This is a genomic window from Nisaea acidiphila (assembly GCF_024662015.1).
In the GTDB taxonomy this organism is placed as follows: Bacteria; Pseudomonadota; Alphaproteobacteria; order Thalassobaculales; family Thalassobaculaceae; genus Nisaea; species Nisaea acidiphila.
Genome location: NZ_CP102480.1, coordinates 2,035,137 through 2,053,884, shown reverse-complemented (window position 1 = coordinate 2,053,884; position 18,748 = coordinate 2,035,137). Strand labels below are relative to the sequence as shown.

22 protein-coding genes are annotated in these 18,748 nt (G+C 63.4%); 12 read left to right on the top strand and 10 right to left on the bottom strand.

Features of this window, described 5'->3' with window-relative positions; all coding sequences use genetic code 11:
- The first annotated feature begins 80 nt into the window (after window positions 1–80).
- The 4 genes from NUH88_RS09505 to ltnD all read left to right on the top strand — a co-directional run bounded on the left by NUH88_RS09505 (window position 81) and on the right by ltnD (window position 2,953).
- Entirely contained in the window at window positions 81–665 is a 585-nt protein-coding gene (locus tag NUH88_RS09505; RefSeq protein ID WP_257771682.1) for a nucleotidyltransferase family protein, read from the top strand.
- A gap of 50 nt (window positions 666–715) precedes the next feature.
- Entirely contained in the window at window positions 716–1,201 is a 486-nt protein-coding gene (locus NUH88_RS09500; RefSeq protein WP_257771680.1) for a methyltransferase family protein, read from the top strand.
- Window positions 1,202–1,284: 83 nt separating this feature from the next.
- Window positions 1,285–2,034 carry an SDR family NAD(P)-dependent oxidoreductase gene (locus NUH88_RS09495; RefSeq protein WP_257771678.1) on the top strand — a complete coding sequence of 250 codons (750 nt, stop codon included), beginning with the start codon at window positions 1,285–1,287 and terminating at the stop codon, window positions 2,032–2,034.
- Window positions 2,035–2,044: 10 nt separating this feature from the next.
- The gene (ltnD, locus tag NUH88_RS09490) at window positions 2,045–2,953 is read left to right on the top strand and encodes an L-threonate dehydrogenase (protein ID WP_257771677.1); all 909 of its coding nucleotides are present in this window, start codon (window positions 2,045–2,047) and stop codon (window positions 2,951–2,953) included.
- Here ltnD and NUH88_RS09485 read toward each other — a convergent pair whose 3' ends face one another.
- On the bottom strand, window positions 2,954–3,163 hold the full coding sequence (locus NUH88_RS09485; RefSeq protein WP_257771675.1) for a hypothetical protein: 210 nt from the start codon (window positions 3,161–3,163) through the stop codon (window positions 2,954–2,956).
- A 41-nt stretch (window positions 3,164–3,204) separates the two neighbouring features.
- Between NUH88_RS09485 and NUH88_RS09480 the strand changes: the two genes are divergently transcribed.
- Window positions 3,205–4,185, top strand: coding sequence for a lipid II:glycine glycyltransferase FemX (locus tag NUH88_RS09480; protein ID WP_257771674.1), 981 nt, complete (start codon window positions 3,205–3,207; stop codon window positions 4,183–4,185).
- Here NUH88_RS09480 and NUH88_RS09475 read toward each other — a convergent pair whose 3' ends face one another.
- The 4 genes from NUH88_RS09475 to NUH88_RS09460 all read right to left on the bottom strand — a co-directional run bounded on the left by NUH88_RS09475 (window position 4,186) and on the right by NUH88_RS09460 (window position 9,073).
- The gene (locus tag NUH88_RS09475; RefSeq protein ID WP_257771673.1) at window positions 4,186–6,600 is read right to left on the bottom strand and encodes a Lon protease family protein; all 2,415 of its coding nucleotides are present in this window, start codon (window positions 6,598–6,600) and stop codon (window positions 4,186–4,188) included.
- A 103-nt stretch (window positions 6,601–6,703) separates the two neighbouring features.
- Window positions 6,704–7,402, bottom strand: a complete 699-nt coding sequence (locus tag NUH88_RS09470; protein WP_257771671.1) for a gamma-glutamylcyclotransferase — start codon at window positions 7,400–7,402, stop codon at window positions 6,704–6,706.
- 74 nt (window positions 7,403–7,476) lie between these two features.
- Window positions 7,477–7,983, bottom strand: a complete 507-nt coding sequence (locus tag NUH88_RS09465) for a PAS domain-containing protein (RefSeq protein WP_257771670.1) — start codon at window positions 7,981–7,983, stop codon at window positions 7,477–7,479.
- Between the two features lie 82 nt (window positions 7,984–8,065).
- The gene (locus NUH88_RS09460; RefSeq protein WP_257771668.1) at window positions 8,066–9,073 is read right to left on the bottom strand and encodes a D-2-hydroxyacid dehydrogenase; all 1,008 of its coding nucleotides are present in this window, start codon (window positions 9,071–9,073) and stop codon (window positions 8,066–8,068) included.
- Window positions 9,074–9,298: 225 nt separating this feature from the next.
- On the opposite strand from NUH88_RS09460, the gene NUH88_RS09455 reads away from it, so the two are divergent.
- The 4 genes from NUH88_RS09455 (at window position 9,299) to NUH88_RS09440 (ending at window position 11,592) form a co-directional block, all read left to right on the top strand.
- Window positions 9,299–9,784 (top strand): response regulator, encoded by a 486-nt coding sequence (locus tag NUH88_RS09455; RefSeq protein ID WP_257771666.1) that lies wholly within the window; start codon window positions 9,299–9,301, stop codon window positions 9,782–9,784.
- A 104-nt stretch (window positions 9,785–9,888) separates the two neighbouring features.
- A complete protein-coding gene (locus tag NUH88_RS09450) occupies window positions 9,889–10,293 on the top strand; it encodes an Hpt domain-containing protein (protein WP_257771664.1) in 405 nt (134 codons plus the stop codon).
- A gap of 69 nt (window positions 10,294–10,362) precedes the next feature.
- Window positions 10,363–10,737 (top strand): hypothetical protein, encoded by a 375-nt coding sequence (locus tag NUH88_RS09445; RefSeq protein ID WP_257771662.1) that lies wholly within the window; start codon window positions 10,363–10,365, stop codon window positions 10,735–10,737.
- Window positions 10,738–10,947: 210 nt separating this feature from the next.
- Entirely contained in the window at window positions 10,948–11,592 is a 645-nt protein-coding gene (locus tag NUH88_RS09440; RefSeq protein ID WP_257771661.1) for a hypothetical protein, read from the top strand.
- 24 nt (window positions 11,593–11,616) lie between these two features.
- Here the strand turns inward: NUH88_RS09440 and NUH88_RS09435 are convergent, their stop codons facing one another.
- Complete coding sequence (locus NUH88_RS09435; RefSeq protein WP_257771659.1) at window positions 11,617–12,006, bottom strand: hypothetical protein; 390 nt, start codon at window positions 12,004–12,006, stop codon at window positions 11,617–11,619.
- Between the two features lie 188 nt (window positions 12,007–12,194).
- On the opposite strand from NUH88_RS09435, the gene NUH88_RS09430 reads away from it, so the two are divergent.
- Window positions 12,195–13,187: a S1C family serine protease gene (locus NUH88_RS09430; RefSeq protein ID WP_257771657.1), complete on the top strand. Its 993-nt coding sequence runs from the start codon at window positions 12,195–12,197 to the stop codon at window positions 13,185–13,187.
- Between the two features lie 9 nt (window positions 13,188–13,196).
- Here NUH88_RS09430 and NUH88_RS09425 read toward each other — a convergent pair whose 3' ends face one another.
- The 3 genes from NUH88_RS09425 to NUH88_RS09415 form a co-directional block, all read right to left on the bottom strand.
- Window positions 13,197–14,033 (bottom strand): mechanosensitive ion channel family protein, encoded by an 837-nt coding sequence (locus tag NUH88_RS09425; protein WP_257771655.1) that lies wholly within the window; start codon window positions 14,031–14,033, stop codon window positions 13,197–13,199.
- A gap of 81 nt (window positions 14,034–14,114) precedes the next feature.
- Window positions 14,115–14,606, bottom strand: a complete 492-nt coding sequence (locus tag NUH88_RS09420; protein ID WP_257771654.1) for a GNAT family N-acetyltransferase — start codon at window positions 14,604–14,606, stop codon at window positions 14,115–14,117.
- A gap of 11 nt (window positions 14,607–14,617) precedes the next feature.
- Window positions 14,618–15,634 (bottom strand): Ldh family oxidoreductase, encoded by a 1,017-nt coding sequence (locus NUH88_RS09415; protein ID WP_257771652.1) that lies wholly within the window; start codon window positions 15,632–15,634, stop codon window positions 14,618–14,620.
- Between the two features lie 207 nt (window positions 15,635–15,841).
- Between NUH88_RS09415 and NUH88_RS09410 the strand changes: the two genes are divergently transcribed.
- Complete coding sequence (locus tag NUH88_RS09410; RefSeq protein ID WP_257771651.1) at window positions 15,842–17,254, top strand: amidase; 1,413 nt, start codon at window positions 15,842–15,844, stop codon at window positions 17,252–17,254.
- A 62-nt stretch (window positions 17,255–17,316) separates the two neighbouring features.
- The gene (locus tag NUH88_RS09405; protein ID WP_257771650.1) at window positions 17,317–17,865 is read left to right on the top strand and encodes a PAS domain-containing protein; all 549 of its coding nucleotides are present in this window, start codon (window positions 17,317–17,319) and stop codon (window positions 17,863–17,865) included.
- Between the two features lie 31 nt (window positions 17,866–17,896).
- On the opposite strand, the gene NUH88_RS09400 is transcribed toward NUH88_RS09405, so the two are convergent.
- The gene (locus NUH88_RS09400) at window positions 17,897–18,670 is read right to left on the bottom strand and encodes a 2-keto-4-pentenoate hydratase (protein ID WP_257771648.1); all 774 of its coding nucleotides are present in this window, start codon (window positions 18,668–18,670) and stop codon (window positions 17,897–17,899) included.
- Window positions 18,671–18,748 lie beyond the last annotated feature (78 nt).

The following is an 18,748-nucleotide window of genomic DNA, read 5'->3' as shown; positions in this document are numbered from 1 at the left end:
TGTCGTCAATCGCTTGACCGCCGATTCGCGCCCGTGTTTGGGATGTATTTCACATAGCCGAAAAGTTGGGGGACCTGAGAATGGGCGAGGCGGCATTGCGGGAGCGGTTTGTTGCGCTCGTTCATGAGAATCCGGTCAACCGCGAACTCCTCCAGCGGCTGCCGGAGCTTGGCGTCGAGGATTGCTGGGTCGTTGCGGGCTGTCTTTTCGGCACGGTCTGGAATGCCCTCTCGGATCGCCCTCTGACCGAGAATATCCGCGATTACGACATTTTCTATTTCGACCCGGAGACCAGCTACGAAGCAGAGGACGCGGTGATCCGGCGGGGAGAGGCGCTGTTCGGCGATCTTGAGGTGGAGATCGAGATCCGCAACCAGGCGCGGGTTCCGCTCTGGTATGAACAGCGGTTCGGCGTGCCCTACCCGCCGATTTCCGAATCGCGTACCGGGATCGAGCGTTTCGTCGTCGCGGGGACCTGCTGCGGGATCTCGTCGGAAGGCGAGGTCCATGCGCCTTACGGTTTCGCCGACATGTTCGACGGCATTCTGCGCTGGAACCCGATGAACCCGACGCCGCATCAGTTCGACTATAAATGCGAGACTTACCGGGCGCGCTGGCCATGGCTGCGTGTCGAAAAGGAGCCCGCCGCCACGCCCGCCTCTTGAAGCGGCGGCGCGGCGTCCGACATTTCAGGTGACGTTGGGAGGGGATCCTGATGAGCGGTGATGCAGAGAGTGCGGCCAAGAAGGACACGGCGGGAGTCATCCTGCCGCCCCCGGTTATTCTGCTGATTGCGATCCTTGCCGGATTTGGCCTGGATTACCTCTGGCCGCGGGCGTTCGCCCCGGACTGGGCGCGGTTCTATCTCGGTCCGGCGCTCATCGCCGGCGCCATTGCCCTTGCCGTCGCGGGAGAGCGCCAGTTCAAGCGAGCGGGAACCAGTGTGAAACCGTGGGTGCCGTCGACGGCGATCGTTACCTCCGGCATCTTCGCCCATACCCGCAATCCGATGTATCTCGCCATGGCGATCCTGCTTGCCGGCGTCGGCCTGCTTGGCGATTCGTTCTGGTTCCTTGCGGTCATCATCGGCTTTGTCGGCGTGATGAAGTATGGCGTCATCCTGCGCGAGGAAGCCTATCTAGAGCGCAAGTTCGGTACGCCCTATACCGACTACAAGGCCCGGGTTCGGCGCTGGATCTAGAACACAGTCTTTCCGGCCGCGCACCCCTTTTGCAGTACGGTGCTGCGTGCAAAAGTGCGGGCTCTTTTCGATGCGGGGGAGCCATGACGGCGAGGACCATTCTGGTGACGGGGGCGGCGACGGGAATCGGCGCCGCGACGGCGCGGCGGCTGCTCCGGCCGGGGGACCGTTTCCTTCTACATACGCGATCTAACGCGGCTGCCCTGGCGGCGGTCGCGGACGAGATTCGCGGCGCCGGCTGCGCGGTGGAGACAGTGCTGTCCGATCTCGGCGATCCTGGGGCGGGACGGCAGCTCGTGGCGCGCTGCACCGAACTCTTCGGCGGCCTCGACATTCTCGTCGCCAATGCTGGCTATGCCGACCGGGCCCCGCTCGGCGAGGCGGGAACGGAGACCTTCGAAGCGGCGCACGACGCCATCGCGCGTTCCTTCTTCGAAATGGCCGAAGCGGCGCTGACCTCTCTCGAAGCCGCACCATGCGGGCGCGTAGTCGCTGTCAGCGCTTTCGGCCCGCATGTCTGGCGCACGGACCTGCCGTCCTTCCCGGCGACCGCCGGCGCGAAGGCCTCGCTCGAGGCGACGGCCAGGGCGCTCGCCCTGAAGCTGGCGCCGTCGGGCGCGACCGCGAATGTCGTCGCACCGGGCTTCATCGAGAAGGAGGCGGGCACGCCTTCGGCGCTGAAACCGGGCGCGGTCGATGCCTTCGTGCCGTCGATCCCGATGGGGCGCCGTGGCAGGCCGGGCGAGGTCGCCGCACTGATCGCCTTTCTTGCCTCGGAAGAAGCGAGCTACATAACGGGCCAGGTCATCCATGTGAATGGCGGGCTGATCTAGGGAGAAGACGATGACGAGTGGGAAGATTGCCGGGGTGATCGGCCTCGGCTCCATGGGCATGGGCGCGGCGAAGTCGCTGGTGGCGGCCGGTGTCGAGACTTGGGGCACGGACGTGCGCGCGGAGTCGGTGGCGGATTTCGCTGCGAACGACGGCAAGGGTGCGGCGAGCCCGGCGGAACTCGCGCCGCACGTGGATGCTTTGCTTGTCCTCGTTGTGAATGCGGACCAGACGGAGAGCGTGCTCTTCGGCGAGACCGGTGCCGTGCCGCACATGAAGAAAGGCGCGGTCGTCGTCGCCAGCAGCACGGTACCGGCGGCCTATGCCCGCGATCTCGAGGCACGGCTTGCCGAATACGGCATCCTGATGGTCGATGCGCCGGTCAGCGGCGGCGCCGCGAAGGCGGCCACGGGCGAGATGACGGTGATGGGATCGGCCAAGCCCGAAGCCTTCGAGGCTGCGGGCTTCCTGCTCGACGGTATCGCGTCCAAGGTCTACCGGCTCGGCGATCAAGCCGGACCGGGTTCCACGGTGAAGACGATCAACCAGCTCCTCGCCGGCGTGCATATCGCCGCCGCGGCGGAAGCGATGGCGCTCGGTATCCGGGCCGGGGTGGCGCCGGAAGATCTCTTCGAGGTGATCTCCAATTCCGCCGGCGCCTCCTGGATGTTCAACAACCGGGTGCCGCATATCCTCGAAGGCGATTACGCCCCGCTCAGCGCGGTGAACATCTTCGTCAAGGATCTCGGGATCGTGCTGGAGACCGGCAAGCAGCTCACCTTCCCGCTGCCGCTCTCTGCGGCGGCGCACCAGCAGTTCCTCGGCGCGGCGGCGGCCGGGCTCGGCACAGAGGACGATTCCGCCGTCATCAAAGTGTTCCAGAAACTCGCCGGGATCGATTTACCCGAAGGCAAGTCCTGATCAGAAGAAGCAGAGCAGGCCGTAGCAGGAGGCGCCGAACAGCTTGACTGCTACAAAGTAGCCGACAAGGTCGAGGGCCAGCGTGACGGCGAGAATCGGCAGCGCCACGAAACCGATAAAATACAGCGCGGCCCAGCGCGTGAAACGGCGGCCCGGGATCCGGTGCCCGTGGATCAGCGGCGGCTTTTTGAATTGTGCGAACAGGGACATGGGCTAAGACTAGCCGCGTAGGCGGGCGAGGGGAAACGGCAATGGCGTCAGGCGCCGGCAGCGACAGGCGCGGGGAGGAACTGGACGGGATCGTCGCGCTCTGGGACGCGGTCGACCAGCGCCAGTGGGACGAGCTGACGGCTGCGGCCGAACGCCTGCCGCTCGAACAATGCTCGGCCTATGGCGCGGCCATGGCACGGGCCTCCGGCTACCGGCCGATGCCGGTCGTCTTCATGCGCGGGCCAGACCGGGTGGCGGCGGCGCTGCTGCTCGAATGGCGTTTTCCCGGCGGTTTCCGCATGGCCAAACTGACCCGCGGCCCGGTCTTTCTCGCCGCGGTCAGCGATGTCGAGCGTGGGGCGGTCTTCCGTCTTATCAAGCGCCGCTATCCGGTGGCGAAGCTCAACCTCTTCTTCCTGACGCCGGAACTGCCCGCCGGCGCGGAGAGCGATGCGCAGATGGGGGCGGTCGGGATGCGCCCTATGGTGACCGGGTACAGCACCGTCTGGCTCGACCTGCGGCCCGATCTCGACGCGCTTCGGGCGGGGCTGCACGTGAAATGGCGCAATCAGCTGACGGCCGCCGAGGGCGCGAAACTTCGGGTCCGCAGCGGCTACGGGGGAGCGCCGATGGAATGGCTGCTCTCCCGCCACGATCAGCACAGGAAGCGGCGCAAGTTCCGCGCCCCTGCCGGCGCCTTCGTCGCGGCGCTCGCCGACAGCGGGCGGGACAAGCGCGCTGTTCAGGTTTTTACAGCCTATTCCGGAAGCGAGCCGATCGCCGCGATCCTGACCGTCCGCCACGGCAAGGCGGCGACTTACTACGTCGGCTGGACCGGGCTCGAAGGCCGGGAAGAACACGCCCACAATCTGCTGCTCTGGGCTGCCATCGAAAAGCTGAAGGGGCTCGGCGTCGAGTGGCTCGATCTCGGCGGCGTCGACGGGCTGCATATGCCCGGCGTCTCCCGCTTCAAACTCGGCCTCGGCGGCAAGCTGGTGACGCTGGCCGGGACGTATCTCTAGCTACTGCCCTGTCTTCGCTTTTGCCGCCGCCTTGAAGCGCGCCTTGGCGAAGGCGACCAGCCGGTCCTCGACCAGCCGGTTGATGCTGCCGGAAGGATATTTGCCGTCCGCGCCGCGCGCGCCCGCCTTCTTGCCGGTGAGGGTTTCGATGCCTTCCTCGATGGTCCGGATCGGCAGGATACGGAACTTCTTTTCCTTACAGGCTTGCACCACATCGTCGCGCAGCATCAGATGTTTCACGTTGGAGGCGGGGATCAGCACGCCCTGCCTGCCGGTCAGGCCGCGCGCGGCGCAGACGTCGAAGAAACCCTCGATCTTCTCGTTCGCCCCGCCGATGGCCTGGACCTCGCCCATCTGGTTCACCGATCCGGTGACCGCGAGCGACTGGTCGACCGGCACCTCGGAGAGGGCGGAGAGCAAGGCATAGAGTTCGGCCGAGGAGGCGCTGTCTCCGTCGACCCCGCCATAGGATTGCTCGAAGGTCAGGGTCGCCGCGAGCGACATCGGCGCGTCCGGCGCATAGGTCCGGGCGAGATAGCCGGAGAGGATCATCACGCCCTTGGAATGGAGCGGGCCGCCGAGCTCGACCTCGCGCTCGATATCGACGACCTTTCCGGCGCCGGTGCGGACGGTGGCGGAGATCCGGCTCGGCTTGCCGAAAGCGAAACTGCCGATCTGCAGCACGGAAAGCCCGTTCACCTGCCCGACCTTCGCGCCGTCGGTATCGATCAGCACCGTTCCACGCGTGATTTGCTCTATCGAGCGTTCGCGGACCCGGTCGGCGCGGTGGATCTGGGCGTCGATCGCCTCCTGCACATGCGTGCGCGCAACGCTCTTGGCCTTGACCTCTCCCGCCCAGTGATCCGCCTCGCGCATCAGGTCGGCGATCAGCCCGACGCGGGTCGACACGCGTTCGGCGTCCCCGGCGATCCGGGCGGCATGTTCCATGACCCGCTCGATCGCGTCGCGGGCGAAGGGGCGCAGCTTGTTGTTGCGGGCGATGGTGGCGACGAGGCGGGCGAAGAGCTGGTCGTTTTCCGGCGTCCGCTCCAGGACTTCCTCGAAATCCGCGGCGACCTTGAAGAGATCCTGAAAGTCGGGATCGAGGGAGGAGAGCAGGAGATAGAGACGGTAGTCGCCGAATAGGACGATCTTCAGGTCGAGCGGAACCGGATCCGGCTGCAGCGAGACCACGGTCGCTGTCGCGGAAGTCATATACGGCGATTCGATGGTGATCTGCCCGGCGTAGAGCGCGCGTTTCAGGGCTTCCCAGCTCATCGGGTTCAGCAGCAATTTGTCGGCGTTAATCAGCAAGAAACCGCCATTGGCCTGGTGCAGCGCGCCGGGCTTGATCAGGGTGAAGTCGGTGATCAGCGTACCCATGCGGGCATAGTGTTCGATCCGCCCGACCAGTTTGCTGAGTGCCGGGTGGTCCTCGATGATGACGGGTGCGCCGTCCGTCGGACGGTTGGCGACCAGGACATTGACCTGATATCGGGTCGAGGGATCGCTCTCGACCGCGCTTTCGCCGCCGCCGTTCGGCAGGGCGAGCGGTCCTTCCTCCTCCGAATGCATGAAAAGGCCGATATGCTCGACCATGTCGTCGGCGACGGTCTTCAGATAGGACAGTACCGCATCGCAGGAGGTCATCACCTTCTCGACGTCGGAAATTTCCTGGTCGATCACGTGCCGGGCGGTCTCGCGGGCGATCTTGCGGAGTGCGCGCAGCCGGTCGCGCTCGATCATCGGCAGGCCGTGGAGGACCTTCTGCAGCTCCTCCATCATCGACTTTGTGGCGTCCTGATAGCGCTTCTTCGCTTCTTCCGGGAGTTGCTGGAATGTCTCCGGCGCCATCGGCTTTTTGCCGGAGAGCGGCGCGAAGGCGAAGCCCTGCGGCGTGCGGATCAGGGTGAGGCCGTGTTTGCGCGCTTCCTTGTCGACGCCCTCAAGCGCGTGTTGCTGCTTCTCGGCCGCCGTCTTGTTCACGGCATCTGTTCGCAGCCGGTAATCCTCGCTCTCGAAGAGCGTCGGAATGACCGCTTTCAGATCCGAGACCAGTTCCAGCATGGCCCGTCGGAACGGTTCCCCTCGCCCTGCCGGAACGGCTATCGCTTTCGGCGAATAAGGCTTGTCGAAGTTATGGACATAGACCCAATCAGGCGGGGCATCGAGTTCGCCGCCCCGTTCTTCCAGGAAACGTTTGACCGCCATGTGGCGGCCGGAGCCTTTCGGGCCGATGACAAACAGATTGTAGCCGCGCTGCTGCATACTGGCGGCGAACCGGACCGCCCCGAGCGCGCGCTGCTGGCCGATAAGGGCCTCTATGTCTTCCAGGTCGTCCGTGCTCTGAATGTCCCGGGACGTCAGATCGGTCCGGGTGAAGAGAGACTTCGCGGCGAGGGGCTTCACGGTCATAACGCGTCCTTTCGAAAGCGCAGGATCGTTTTATCGCCGGAGAGCGCCGTCCGGAAGACGGATTTTCCCTTACATAAATCCGGTCTTGCGGTTGAGACGGATGTCAGTCCGAGGGGTCGCCGGCGGCGGATCTGATTTCCGAAACCCGGTCGCGCAAGCGCGTCAGGCCGCGGTCGGGGATGCCGAGTTCGTCCAAATGCTCGACCGTGTTGAAGAGATACTCGGCGCAGGGGCCGAGAAAACCGTGGGCCCGCTCGATGGTGCGGGCCATTTCCTCTTCCGGAAGCTGACCGACATAGCGCTCGTGATCGCGGTTCATCACGAAGCCGATGGCGCGGATCGGCCCCTCCTCGCTCGAAAGGGTCAGCCAGCGCGGGATGTAGGCGTCGCTCACCATCTCCCGCCGCCAGACGATCTCCAGTTCCTCCAGAGCCGTCTCTCGCGGAATGCGAAAGGCGACCCCGCGGCAGCAGCCGCCGCGGTCGAGCCCCAGCGTCAATCCCGGGGTCTCCGGCGAACCGCGTCCGAGATGGGTCTGCAGGCAGAAACGGCGATGATATCCATGGGCCGTCGCGCAGCGCGATTCGGCGAAATGGATGGTAGGGTTCCAGATCAGCGAGCCGTACCCGAACAGCCAGGCGTCACCCTGCGGCCCGTCTTCCGGAAACATCGAGGTCAGGGATGCATGCAGCTCTTCGTCCGTGAGGACGCGATAGCTGGTGGCATGCGCGCGGATCAGGGACCGGATATGGCCCGACCGGATGGTGTCCCGGTTCAGATCGATTTTCGTGGGTATCGACATCGCGAGAATCTAACATTTCCACGATATGCGCGATATGCGGCAATCCCGAACAGACTGTTGCCGGAGCCGCTCTTTCACCTTCCGGAAAATCGTTCTTCGAGCGGCCTTCTCACGAAGTCGAGCAGGACGAGAAGACGGGACACGCGCTCGTCCGCCTCCATCAGCGGAAGGATGAGCTCGTCGCTTTTCAGGAAATCCTTCTGCGGTCCGATATAAGGCGTGTCGGAAAGCAGCGGGCTCCGGTTGCGGACGGCTTTCGCCAGATTGCTGTGAATGGTGCTCGGCGCCGCCTGATGCGGGATCGAGGAGATCCAACGTCCGGTATAATTGCCGAGCAAGTGCTGACGGACGACGCCGCCGATCACGCGGTAGCGGAAATCGATCGGGTTTTCGGTCACTTCCAGCAGGATCAAATGCGGCAGAAGATCGGGAACATCCGCCGGCTCGAAAGCCTCGCGCAATGGAAGAGAGGCGGAACCGGCAATGGAGCGCCAGTAGTCGAAGCCCCGCAGATGGATATCCGATGTCAGAGCCTTTCGCGGATCATCCGGACCGTCGAGCGATGCAGAAGAAATCTTCATTCTGGCCGTTTTTTGTTCCCGTCCGAGAGAAGCAGGACAGCACGAAATGGAGCGGGCGGACAGCGTTTCAACGTTGTGAGGATTAATAGCCTAACGTTGGGTTGACGATGTTTTTCAAATCTTCTCTTTTCAGTAGCCGGCGGCAGTTTTCCATCACGAGATCGAGCGTCGCCGGCGTGTAGGACGTATCGTCGTCCGACGTGACATGCGGCGTCAGGATCAGGTTCGGCACATCCCAAAGCGGGGAGTCTCCCGGTAAAGGCTCCCGGTCGTGCACATCGAGGAACGCGCCGCCGAGATGGCCGTCCCTGAGCGCTTCGGCGAGCGCCGCGTGATCGAGCACCAGGGCGCGGCCGAAATTGATCAGGCCGGCCCCCGCCTTCATTGCCCGAATGGCGGCTTTGTCAATCAGGCCTCTCGTTTCGGGGGTGTGCGGCAGCGTGATATGGACGAAATCCGCTTCCGCGAGAACCCGGTGCAGCCCCTCCGGAGCGTACATGCGATCGACAGCGGGGTGCGGGACGCCGCCGCGCCTGATTCCGAGCACGCGGAGCCCGAGCGCCTTGAAACTCCTCGCGGCAGCCCCGCCCATCTCTCCGACTCCGATCACGGCAACCGTCTTGCCACTGACCGGAGGAACAAAGACCGGATTCCATCGTGCGGCACGCTGGTCCGTTACATAGGCAGGAATGCGGTTGTGCAGCATCAGCACCGCCATTGCCGCGGATTCAGCCGTCTTCTCCGCATGGATGCCGCGGTTGTTCGTCAGGACGGTCCGCTCCGGGAGCCAGGTCAGCGGACAAAGATGTTCGACCCCGGCGCCGATGATATGGATCCAGCGCAGTGCCGGCGCGCGCTCCGCCAGGTTTTCCGTCGGAAGATCCCAAGTCACCAGGGCGTCGGCGTCGCGCATAGATTTTTCGAAATTATCGAGATCCCAATCGACGCGGATTTCGATGCGATCCGAGATATCTTTGTGACGCTCGATCGCCGTTGAAATCCGCTCGTCCGTGAAGCGGAAAACGTCTTCGCCTGCGCGGTTGTTTTTGAAATGGAGGATCAGTCGCTCTGTGCTGTTCATGTCCGACATTGGTTTATGCGGTCGATTTCGTTAGATTTTCACGCGGTTTGTCGATCTTACCTTATGGAACCACAGGAGCCTGCTTCAGGCGACCTTCCGTCCGACAGAAAGAGTACGTGGTACGATTTGTGCTCCGGCGTGCGGGAAGCGCGCGACAAGCCGGCATTTTGGGGAAGCGGCCGTCGGTTTGAATGAGGTATGGATCATGGCGAAGTTTAAGGGACCGATCCGTTCATGACGGAAAAAGTCGATTTCAGTAACGTTCATTTCCTGATCGTGGACAGCAATCAGCTCTCTGCGGACCTTGCGCGCGACCTGCTTCTCACGATGGGTGCCACGACCGTGTTCGTCGCGCATGGTTACGACGAGGCCGTTGCGGCTCTCAAGTCGAACATCGTTGACGTTCTTTTGACCGAATTGCATCTGCCGCCGAAAAGTGGGCTCGAACTGATCCGTGAGGTCCGGACCGGGAAAACGGGAGCGCCGCGCCAGATACCGATCCTTGTGATGTCCGCCTTGTCGGCCAAGGACCATGTCTTCGATGCCCGCGATGCCGGGGTGACCGAGTTCATCGCAAAACCCTATGGCGTCGAGGGTTTTTACCGTCGTATGGTCGGAATTATTGCGCATCCGCGCGCTTTCGTTGACAGTGACAAATATTTCGGACCCGATCGTCGGCGGCGCCAGCTGCCGTATGACGGGCCTGATCGTCGCCAATAGGCAGGCTGGGAACCGTTTTGACCGCTGCGAAAGCCATACTTCTCCCTCCGGTCGAAGAGCTGAGAACGCGTGCTGTCAACAGCACCACGGGTATGGACCTTCGGTTGAGCCCGGCTGTCCTGCGGCGCCTTGAAGCCGTCGTGAACGAATCCCGGGAGCGGTTCGTGGTCGATTTGGCGGGTCGGCTCCGGACTTTGCGTGCCGCGGTGCAGGAACTCATCGATGGCAACATGGAGCAGCGGGACCTCCTTTCACTGGTATTCGACGAGAGTCTGCAGATCAAAGGCATGGGCGGTACCATCGGCTACAACGTGCTCAGTCTGATCGCGACGACGCTCAACGATTTCGTCACGGGACGAACCAAGATCGGCCGTATTCAATTCGAAATCCTGCAACTGCATATCGACGCCATGTATGTCGTCATCGCTGACCGCATTACCGACAATGGCGGGATCCTTGAGGATCAGGTGCTGAGCGGTCTGCGAACCGCGGTCCGCAAGTTCGGATAACTCACGAAGCCGATGACAGAGTGCGTCCGTATGCTTATCTTGTCTCCGTCCAGTCACCCGGAGCGCTAGATGGCGAGCTTTGAGACCACCGATCGCAGAGCCCTTGGCATTCTTTCCGATACCGTTGCCGAAAAGCTCGGCCCGTCCGATAAGGTGACGCGCGAGATCCGCCGCGCCTATACGTCCGGCAAGCAGATCGACCGGTTCATGGCGCGTGCGGCATTCGATGCCCTGCCGGGCTGGCAGCGCGGCGATATCGGTATGGCCGCCGAACATCTGGCTCACGCGATCATTCGTGAGGCGTTGCAGGGGCAACCGTTCGAGACCGAACGTGACTGGCGCGACATGGATGCGCCGCGGCGTCAGGTTCGTCCGGCCCGTAAACCGGACGTTGGGAGCGACATGCAGGCTCCTCCGCGATTTCTGACCCGGGCCCCGCGCTGATCGCCCAAGACGTGCGCTTCCGCACTCCGCAGGTCTTTTTCCGTGTCAATTCGGAACGATGCCATTGTTTTTTAATGTATGTATCGGCTAGAGTTTGCGCGGATTTTAGATTTATTTCCGGTCGGTAGGCCATCGTCCGGCACCATCGGGGCTTGAGAATTGGTTCGCGGCGCGGCCGCGGCGAAGAACGGCCAGGTTTTGGAGTTTGCGATGCGCGGCAGAGAGCCGGTGCAGGAATTTTCCGTCGTCGAGCACGTTGCGAAGGAATTCGCGCGGTTCCTGAATCGTGTGCAGAACGATCAGGTCGACATTCTCGGATCCTTCCTGATCGAAAACGAGTGGGAGCAGTACAAGAAGGATGCCGAAGGTGTCGTTCAGTCACTGGAGCTCGCCGGTTTCGCCATCGTTCCGAAGCAGCCGACCGATCAGATGGTCGGTGCGGCCGACCGGACCCTTGCGGGCGGTCTGATGGGGCAGCGCGGTGCACGGGTCTATGTCGAGGCCGTGTTCGGTGCCATGCTTGACGGCTGGATCGAGACTTACAATCCGAACTTGATCCTCGATATCTTCTCCATGGCCTTGTCTCGGGCTTCGAATCCGCGCTCCAAGCGGGATAGCGGTAGCATGGACTCGTCGTTCCAGCGATTCCGCAAGCACTCCCAGGACATGCTGGCCGGCCTCATCAAGAACGGTCAGGTTATCGTTCCGGACGAGCCGACTCCGGAGATGGTTGCTGCCGGCGTGGCTGAGACGGCTGAAATCCGCAACCGGACGAATCAGCAGGTCAGCATCGGCGCGGACCCGACCTATCTCGCCAATCTCTACGAGAACATGGTGGAGGCGCGGCCGAAGTAAGCGCCGCCGGTAGATTTTTCTGCTTCAGGACTTCGAGTTTGTCGGCTTGAAGGCGGATGCGAGAAGCGTGACCGCCTGACGGTGCCGCGCGCTGCTTGCCGGTGGCGGCGGTGCGGAGCTGCGGGAACTGGACATTGTCTGGGCCCCGCCTCCGCTGATGGCTTCAAGCAAGGACGCAGCCTGGTCCGCCGGACGTGCGCGCCGCGTTCCCGGTTTCCGCCGTGCGGCAAGTCCCGCCGCGGCACTCTGCACCGTGAGCGCACAGATATTGTTGAGGAAAGGCGCGACCAGCTCCGATTTCAACTTCTCGTCGGCCTCGGCCCAGACCCTGAGGAGCAGGCCCGCCTCCCGGCGGTTGTTGCCGGTCGCTTCCAGCGCCTCCAGCGCTTTTTTCTTCGCGTGGTCTCTCGCCATTCATCACCTGCCAGGTCGAGGATCGAATTCGTTCGCGAACAATAACATAGATCCATGCTTCGCGCGCAGCCCCATCGCACGCCATCGCGGTGCGGCCCTTTGCTCTTGGCCGGCACCGATGACGCCATATATCGGTTGGAGCGGTATCCGATCCCCGGCACCGCCGAATGGAGGGGAGGGCGATGCAGATGCGGCATAAAGCGCGAGCCGGGCCGCGGCTGCTGTTTCTGGTTCTGTGCGCGGTACTGCTCGCCACGTTCTCCGGGCGCGCGGAGGCCGAACCGACCAATCCGCTGCTCAGCGTCGTTCGGATCGAAGCCCATGTACCGGGCGATTCACGAACGGCGTCGCGCCTCGGCACCGAGCGGGCGGGCGCAGGTGTGGTCATCGCCGGAGACGGCCTTATCCTGACCATCGGGTACCTGATCCTCGAAGCTGACGAGGTCGCCGTCACCGACCGTGACGGGCGTCGTTTTCCGGCCGAGATCGTCGCCTATGACCACGCGACCGGTTTCGGTCTGCTGCGCGCCCACGAAGGCCTGGACGTGCCGGCCGTCGCGCTCGGCGTATCCGGCGAGATCGAACATCTGCAGACACTGCTCGCCGCCAGTGTCGGGCCTGTGCCGGCCCATCCCGTCCAGGTGCGGGCGGTGAAGCCTTTCGCGGGCGGTTGGGAATACCTTATCGAGGGGGCGGTCTTCACCGTTCCGCCAATCTCCGAATTCGGCGGTGCGGCTCTGTTCGGCGAGGATGGGCGTCTGCTCGGCATTGGCTCTCTGATCCTCGGCGACGCGGGCGGAAGTGGCGAGGCCGGCAACATGTTCGTGCCGATCGATCTTCTGAAGCCTGTGCTTGGCGATCTGCTCGCCTTCGGCCGCTCTACCGAGCCGGCGCGGCCCTGGGTCGGGATCTATCCCGCGGAGATCAGAGGCTACCTGGTGGTCTCGGGCCTCGCCGAGGGCGGGCCCGGTGCGTCGGCCGGTCTTGAGAGGGGCGATCTGCTGATCGCGGTCGGGGAGGAGCCGGTGAAGGACATGGAAGGTTTTTTCCGCGCGATCTGGGCGCTCGGTCCGGCGGGAACCCGCGTTCCGCTGACCGTATTGCGTGACGGTTCGGTCTTCTCGATCGAGATCGAAAGCCGGGACCGTCACGACTGGCTGAAGCTCGGCCGTACCTACTGAGCGCGCGGCCTATTGCGGGTTCTTGATCTCGACCACGCGCTGCGGGAACGGAATCTCGACGCCGTTCGCGTCCAGCGTTTCCTTCACTGCCTTGTTGAAATCGAAGAGGGTCGGCCAGTAATCCACCGAATTGACCCAGAAGCGCAGCCCCACATTGACCGAACTGTCGGCCAGTTCCCGGACGCTGACCTGCGGCTCCGGGTCGGCCAGAACGCGTCCGTCCTCTTCCGCAAGTTTCATCAGCGCGGCGAAGGCGGTGTCGATATTGCTGCTGTATCCGATGCCGACGACGATATCGATGCGCCGGGTCGAGTGCCGCGAGAAGTTCGAGATCGCACCGCCGATGATCTGGCTGTTCGGCACGGAGATATAGACATTGTCCGGGGTGGTGAGTTCGGTGGTGAAGAGCCCGACTTCGGCGACGGTCCCGCCGTTGCCGCCTGCAGTGACATAATCTCCGACCTTGAACGGGCGCAGGAAGAGGATCATCACCCCTGCGGCAACGTTGCTGAGCGTGCCTTGCAGCGCCAGGCCGACGGCGAGGCCGGCGGCGCCGAGTACGGCGATGATGCTTGTCGTCTGGACCCCGAAGCGGTTCAGTACCGCGACGACGGTGATGACGATGACGAGATAGCGGACGATGGAGGCGATCAGCGGCTTGACCGTGCCGTCCATCCAGGCAATCCGCTCGACGGCGCTGCGCGTTGCGCTGCTCGCCCAGCCGGCGATAATCCAGCCAAGCAGCAGAATCAAAATCGCGCCCAAAACGTCGAACCCGTAGGTCGCGAGGATGAGTTGGGCTTCTTCCCAGAGAACGTTCACTTCACCGGCGACGTCGATATTCACGGTTGCAACCCTCCGTTGGTCGGAAATCACTATAGATTGGCGACCAAGTCGCGGTGCTCTGTCAAGCGTGCGAAGCCCATATCAATCCGCGGCGGCGGCAAGATTGCGCAGCGCCTCGCCCGATACCGAATAGCGCAGCCATTCCTCTTCATGCTCGAAACCGAGCCGGTGATAGACTTCGCGGGCCGGATTCCAGTGCAGCACGGAGAGGGCGATGCGACCGTGTCCCGCCGCCACGGCCTCGGCCGCGACGGCGGCCATCAGTCGCTTGCCGAGGCCTTTGCCGCGGGCCGCCTCGGAAACGAAGAAATCGTCGATGTAGCAGACCGAACGGCCGATCCAGGTCGAGTAATTGGCAGAATAGATGACGTTGCCGAGCAGCGTTCCGTCGCCGTCATCGGCAACGATTGCCTTGAAGCGGGGCTCGGGTCCGAAGCCGTCGCGCAGCAGGTCGGCCTCGGTGGCTTTCAGCAGGTGGGTTTCCTTGACATACTCCGCGAGCCCCTGCACCAGCTTGAACAGTTGCGGAACGTCCTCCCGGGTTGCCGGACGGATCTTAATGTCATCGCTCATCGTCTCTTGCGTCACGCCTCGGAGGCGCGGCCCTTGATGTCTTCGTAAAGTGCGTTGGGGATATCGACGCCATCCTTAGCCGCCTGCTCGCGCAGGACAATCCGGCGGTCTCCCGGCAAACGTGCGCCCTCCTGGGCGATGATTTCCGCGAACATCTCCTCGCCTCGGCCGGCGAAATTTTCCGCGCCTCCGAATGCCGCAGGATCGAACAGCAGGATCATGTGTCCGATCGAGGGCGGTGCCCCTGTCGGCTCGAAGAAGGATGTGCCCTGGTAGCCGAAATTGGATCCGGTCAGCGCGCCGCAGAGCAGCTCGACCATAAGCGCCAGCGCGGCCCCTTTCGCACCGGCGCCAGCGCCTCCGAGCGGCGCCATCGACCCGGCCAATGCCGCGTTTGCGTCGGTTGTCGCATTGCCGTCGGCGTCGAATGCCCAGTCCTCGGGGATCGGTTTGCCGGCCTTGGCGGCCAGTGTGACCTTGCCTCGGGCGACGGTGGAGACGGAGAGGTCGATCACCATCGGGACCTTCCCGGTGCGCGGCCAGGCGAAGGCAATCGGATTGGTGCCGTACAGCGCCTTGTTGCCGCCCCATGGCGCGATCGCCGAAGGCGTATTGGAAAAGGCGAGGGCGACCAGTCCTGCGTCGGCGGCGTCTTCCACGTGATGACCCGCAACGCCGAAATGGTGCGAATGGGAGATCCCGATGGCGGCAATACCGGTCTCGCGAGCAGCCTTTATCCCGTCTGCAAGGCCGAGCGCGATGGCCGGGAAGGCAAAACCGATGTGGCTGTCGACATTGACGACTCCGGGGCGCGGACGGCTGGCGGACGGTTTCGCGAAACCGTCGACCTTCCCGCATTTGGCCTGTTCGGCATAGGGCGGGACGCGCGCCACTCCATGGGAGGATATACCGTCTGCTTCCGCACGAACGAGAGCGCGCGCCACAATTTCAGCCGTGTCGGGCGCGACCTTGCTGTTGGCAAACGCGGCGGTGATGGTTTTCTCAAGCTCGTCGAGCGAAATCCGCATTCCAGGATCTCCGGTGGCAGGCTGTGACGGTAGGGCGCCGGAAGGAGCCAGACCTTGCGACGGGCCTTGCCTCATGTCAACGCGGCACCCTCTCCGTTCCGGCAACAGTCCATTGTCCGGCGGTTCCGATTGCGGTCGCTCCGCTTTTCATTAATCTGTCGCCTCCTGCCTTTCGAGTTTCCGCCGCCCGGCGTCTGGAGTCCTGACATGAGCGATACCTCCCTTATCTGGAAAAATGCGACCGAAATCCGCGATCTGCTGGTGAAGGACGAGGTGACTCCGCTCGATCTTCTGGATGCGCTGGAGGCCCGCGTCACGGAGGTTGAACCGAAAATCAATGCCCTGCCGACCCTCTGCTTCGAGCGGGCCCGAGACAACGCGAAGGCGCTGATGGAGAAGCCTGCCGGGGATCGCGGGTTGCTTATGGGGATGCCGGTCGCGATCAAGGATCTGGAAGAGGTGAAGGGTGTGCGGACCACCTTCGGCTCGCCGATTTTCGCGGACCATATTCCGGACAAATCAGACATCGTCGTCGAGACGCTGGAGAAGAATGGCGGCGTCGTCTACGCGAAGGCGAATACGCCGGAGTTCGGCGCGGGCGGGAATACCTTCAACGAAGTGCTGGGCACAACGCTCAATCCCTGGAATCAGGAACGCAGCGTCGCGGGCTCGTCGGGCGGATCCGCCGCCGCATTGGCCAGCGGCACGGCTTGGCTCGCGCAGGGCTCCGACACCGGAGGATCGCTGCGCAATCCCGCGAGCTTCTGCTCAATCGTCGGAATGCGCCCGAGCCCGGGACGGGTCGCACGGGGGCCTTCCGGCACGCCGTTCGCGAACCTGCCCGTGGCCGGCCCGATGGCGCGAACAGTGTCCGACGTGGCGCTGATGCTGGACGCGATGGTGGGCGAACACCCGCGCGACCCGATCTCCCTCGCGCGGCCTTCGGAAAGCTTTGTCGACGCGGTGAAAGCCGCGCGTCTGCCGAAGCGCGTCGCCTTTTCGCGCGATCTGGGCTGTACGCCGGTCGATCCGGAAGTCGCGAAGATCTGCGAGACGGCGGCGCTCAAATTCGAATCCCTCGGCGTCAAGGTCGAGGAGGCGCATCCCGATTTCCACGACGTGCAGGACATATTCCAGGCCCTGCGCGCCGAGGCCTTCTATATGACGAAGCATAAGTTGCTGGCGGAGCACCGGGACAAGCTGAAGCCGGAAGTGGTCTGGAACATCGAGAAGGCGCTCGACTACAGCATCAAGGATTTCACCCGGGTCGAACTGGCAAGGGGCGCTTATATCCAGCGCGCGGTCGACTTCTTCGAGACCTACGACCTGCTGCTCTCGCCGGCGACCTGCGTCGGGCCTTATCCGGTCGAGCAGCGCTATGTCGAGCAATGCGACGGGCACAAGTTCGACAATTACGTCGAATGGCTGACCATGGCCTATGCGATTACGCTGACGACGTTTCCGGCACTCTCCATGCCGGCCGGTTTCACGTCCGAGGGACTGCCGGTCGGTCTGCAGGTCGTAGGCGGTCCGCGCGGCGAGGCGGCGCTGCTTTCGGCGGCGGCCCTGCTGGAGCCGGAAATCGGTCACGCTGGTGCGGTGCCGATCGATCCGATTTGATCGCTGTTACCATCTGGTGACAAGGCGTACGATATCCCTCCGGCGAGGTGATCGGAGACGTCGTGAACAAGAGAGCCTGGAAGCCTTTCGTCGCACCGAAGTCTGATCATGATCGGCAATTCGGTCTGCATCCTCTGGACGCGCCTGATGAGATCTTCGGACCGCTGGCTGGTTTCGTCGCGATCTGGCGCGGAAAATGCCAAGGGGCGAGTCTTCCGGCTTGGTCCGCGTTCGATTTCTATGATTTCGGGGGCTGGCACGGCTGGATCCATGTTGACGAGATGGTCTCCGACGACCCTTTCGAGATGCGCTGCCGTCTCTGGGGCACCGAGCTTACGGACCGGCTCGGTATCGACGAGACCGGCAAGCCGCTCAGCCTTTCCCCGGCGATCGTCGAACGCGACCTGATCCGGTTCTACAGCAATATCCTCCGCTTGCCCGTCATCGGAACGAATGTCGGCATGGTATCCAGCTACGGCCGCGTGTCGGAATGGACCGTCGTCAAGCTCCCCTGCCCGGGCAACGGCAGGGAGCCCGACGTGATCCTGTCCTGCAGTTTGCAGGGCGAGGCGCTGTCCTTCGGGCCGGAATATCTCCTCACCGGAAGGTAAGGCCGGAAGGTAAGGATAGCGACCGTTTCGCTCAGACGACTTCCACCCTCACATGCCCGAACGGCCCGAATTGGGCTTCGATCGTTTCCCCGCGTTCGGCGGGATGCACATTCGTGGTCGTGCCGGTACTGACATAACTCCCGGCCTCGAGCGGAATCCGGTTCGCCATCCAGGCCAGCACCTCGAACGGCCCACCATCGACATTGGCGGCGCTGCCGGAGGCGACTTCGGTGCCATCGACGCTGAGAGCGACTGGCGCGGCCATCACATCCTCCACGGTCCAGTCGGTCACCGGTTCTCCGCGTACCCAGCCGTAGGACGAGCCGTTGTCCGCGATGAGCAGAGCCGGTCCCGCGGCGGTCCATTCGTCGTGGCAGGAAGACACGATCTCGATCGCTGGAACGATCGCATCGACGGCGGAAACCACGCTCTTCGCCGTGTGCGGAGTTGCGCCGGGCTGTAACGCCGTTCCGATCCGGAGTGCGAACTCCGGCTCCAGAATGATGAACGGATAATCTTCCCGGGCGATCCGCGCCGGACTTTGTTTCTCCGTACCGGAGAGAAGGGCGCCATGGAACGGTCCGTCGAGTCCGAGCAGGTCCCGGGCCGACTGGTTCGTGCATCCGGCCTTGCGTCCGATGATCTGTCCGCCGCGCCGGCGCAGGATTTCCGCCAGAACGTTGTCCTGCACCTCATAGGCGTTCTCGATATCCGTGCTGCCGTACCATTGCCGGGTCGGCGCGGGCAGCTTGCTCTCAAGCCGGGCGGCCAGAATGGCGTCGCCCAGCTGGCTCATATCCGTCATGGATTCGGTTTCCTCCGGTTTTCCGCGTTTTTCTTATCTAATCAGTTGAGCGGCTCCGGCTCTACGGCTATATTTGTT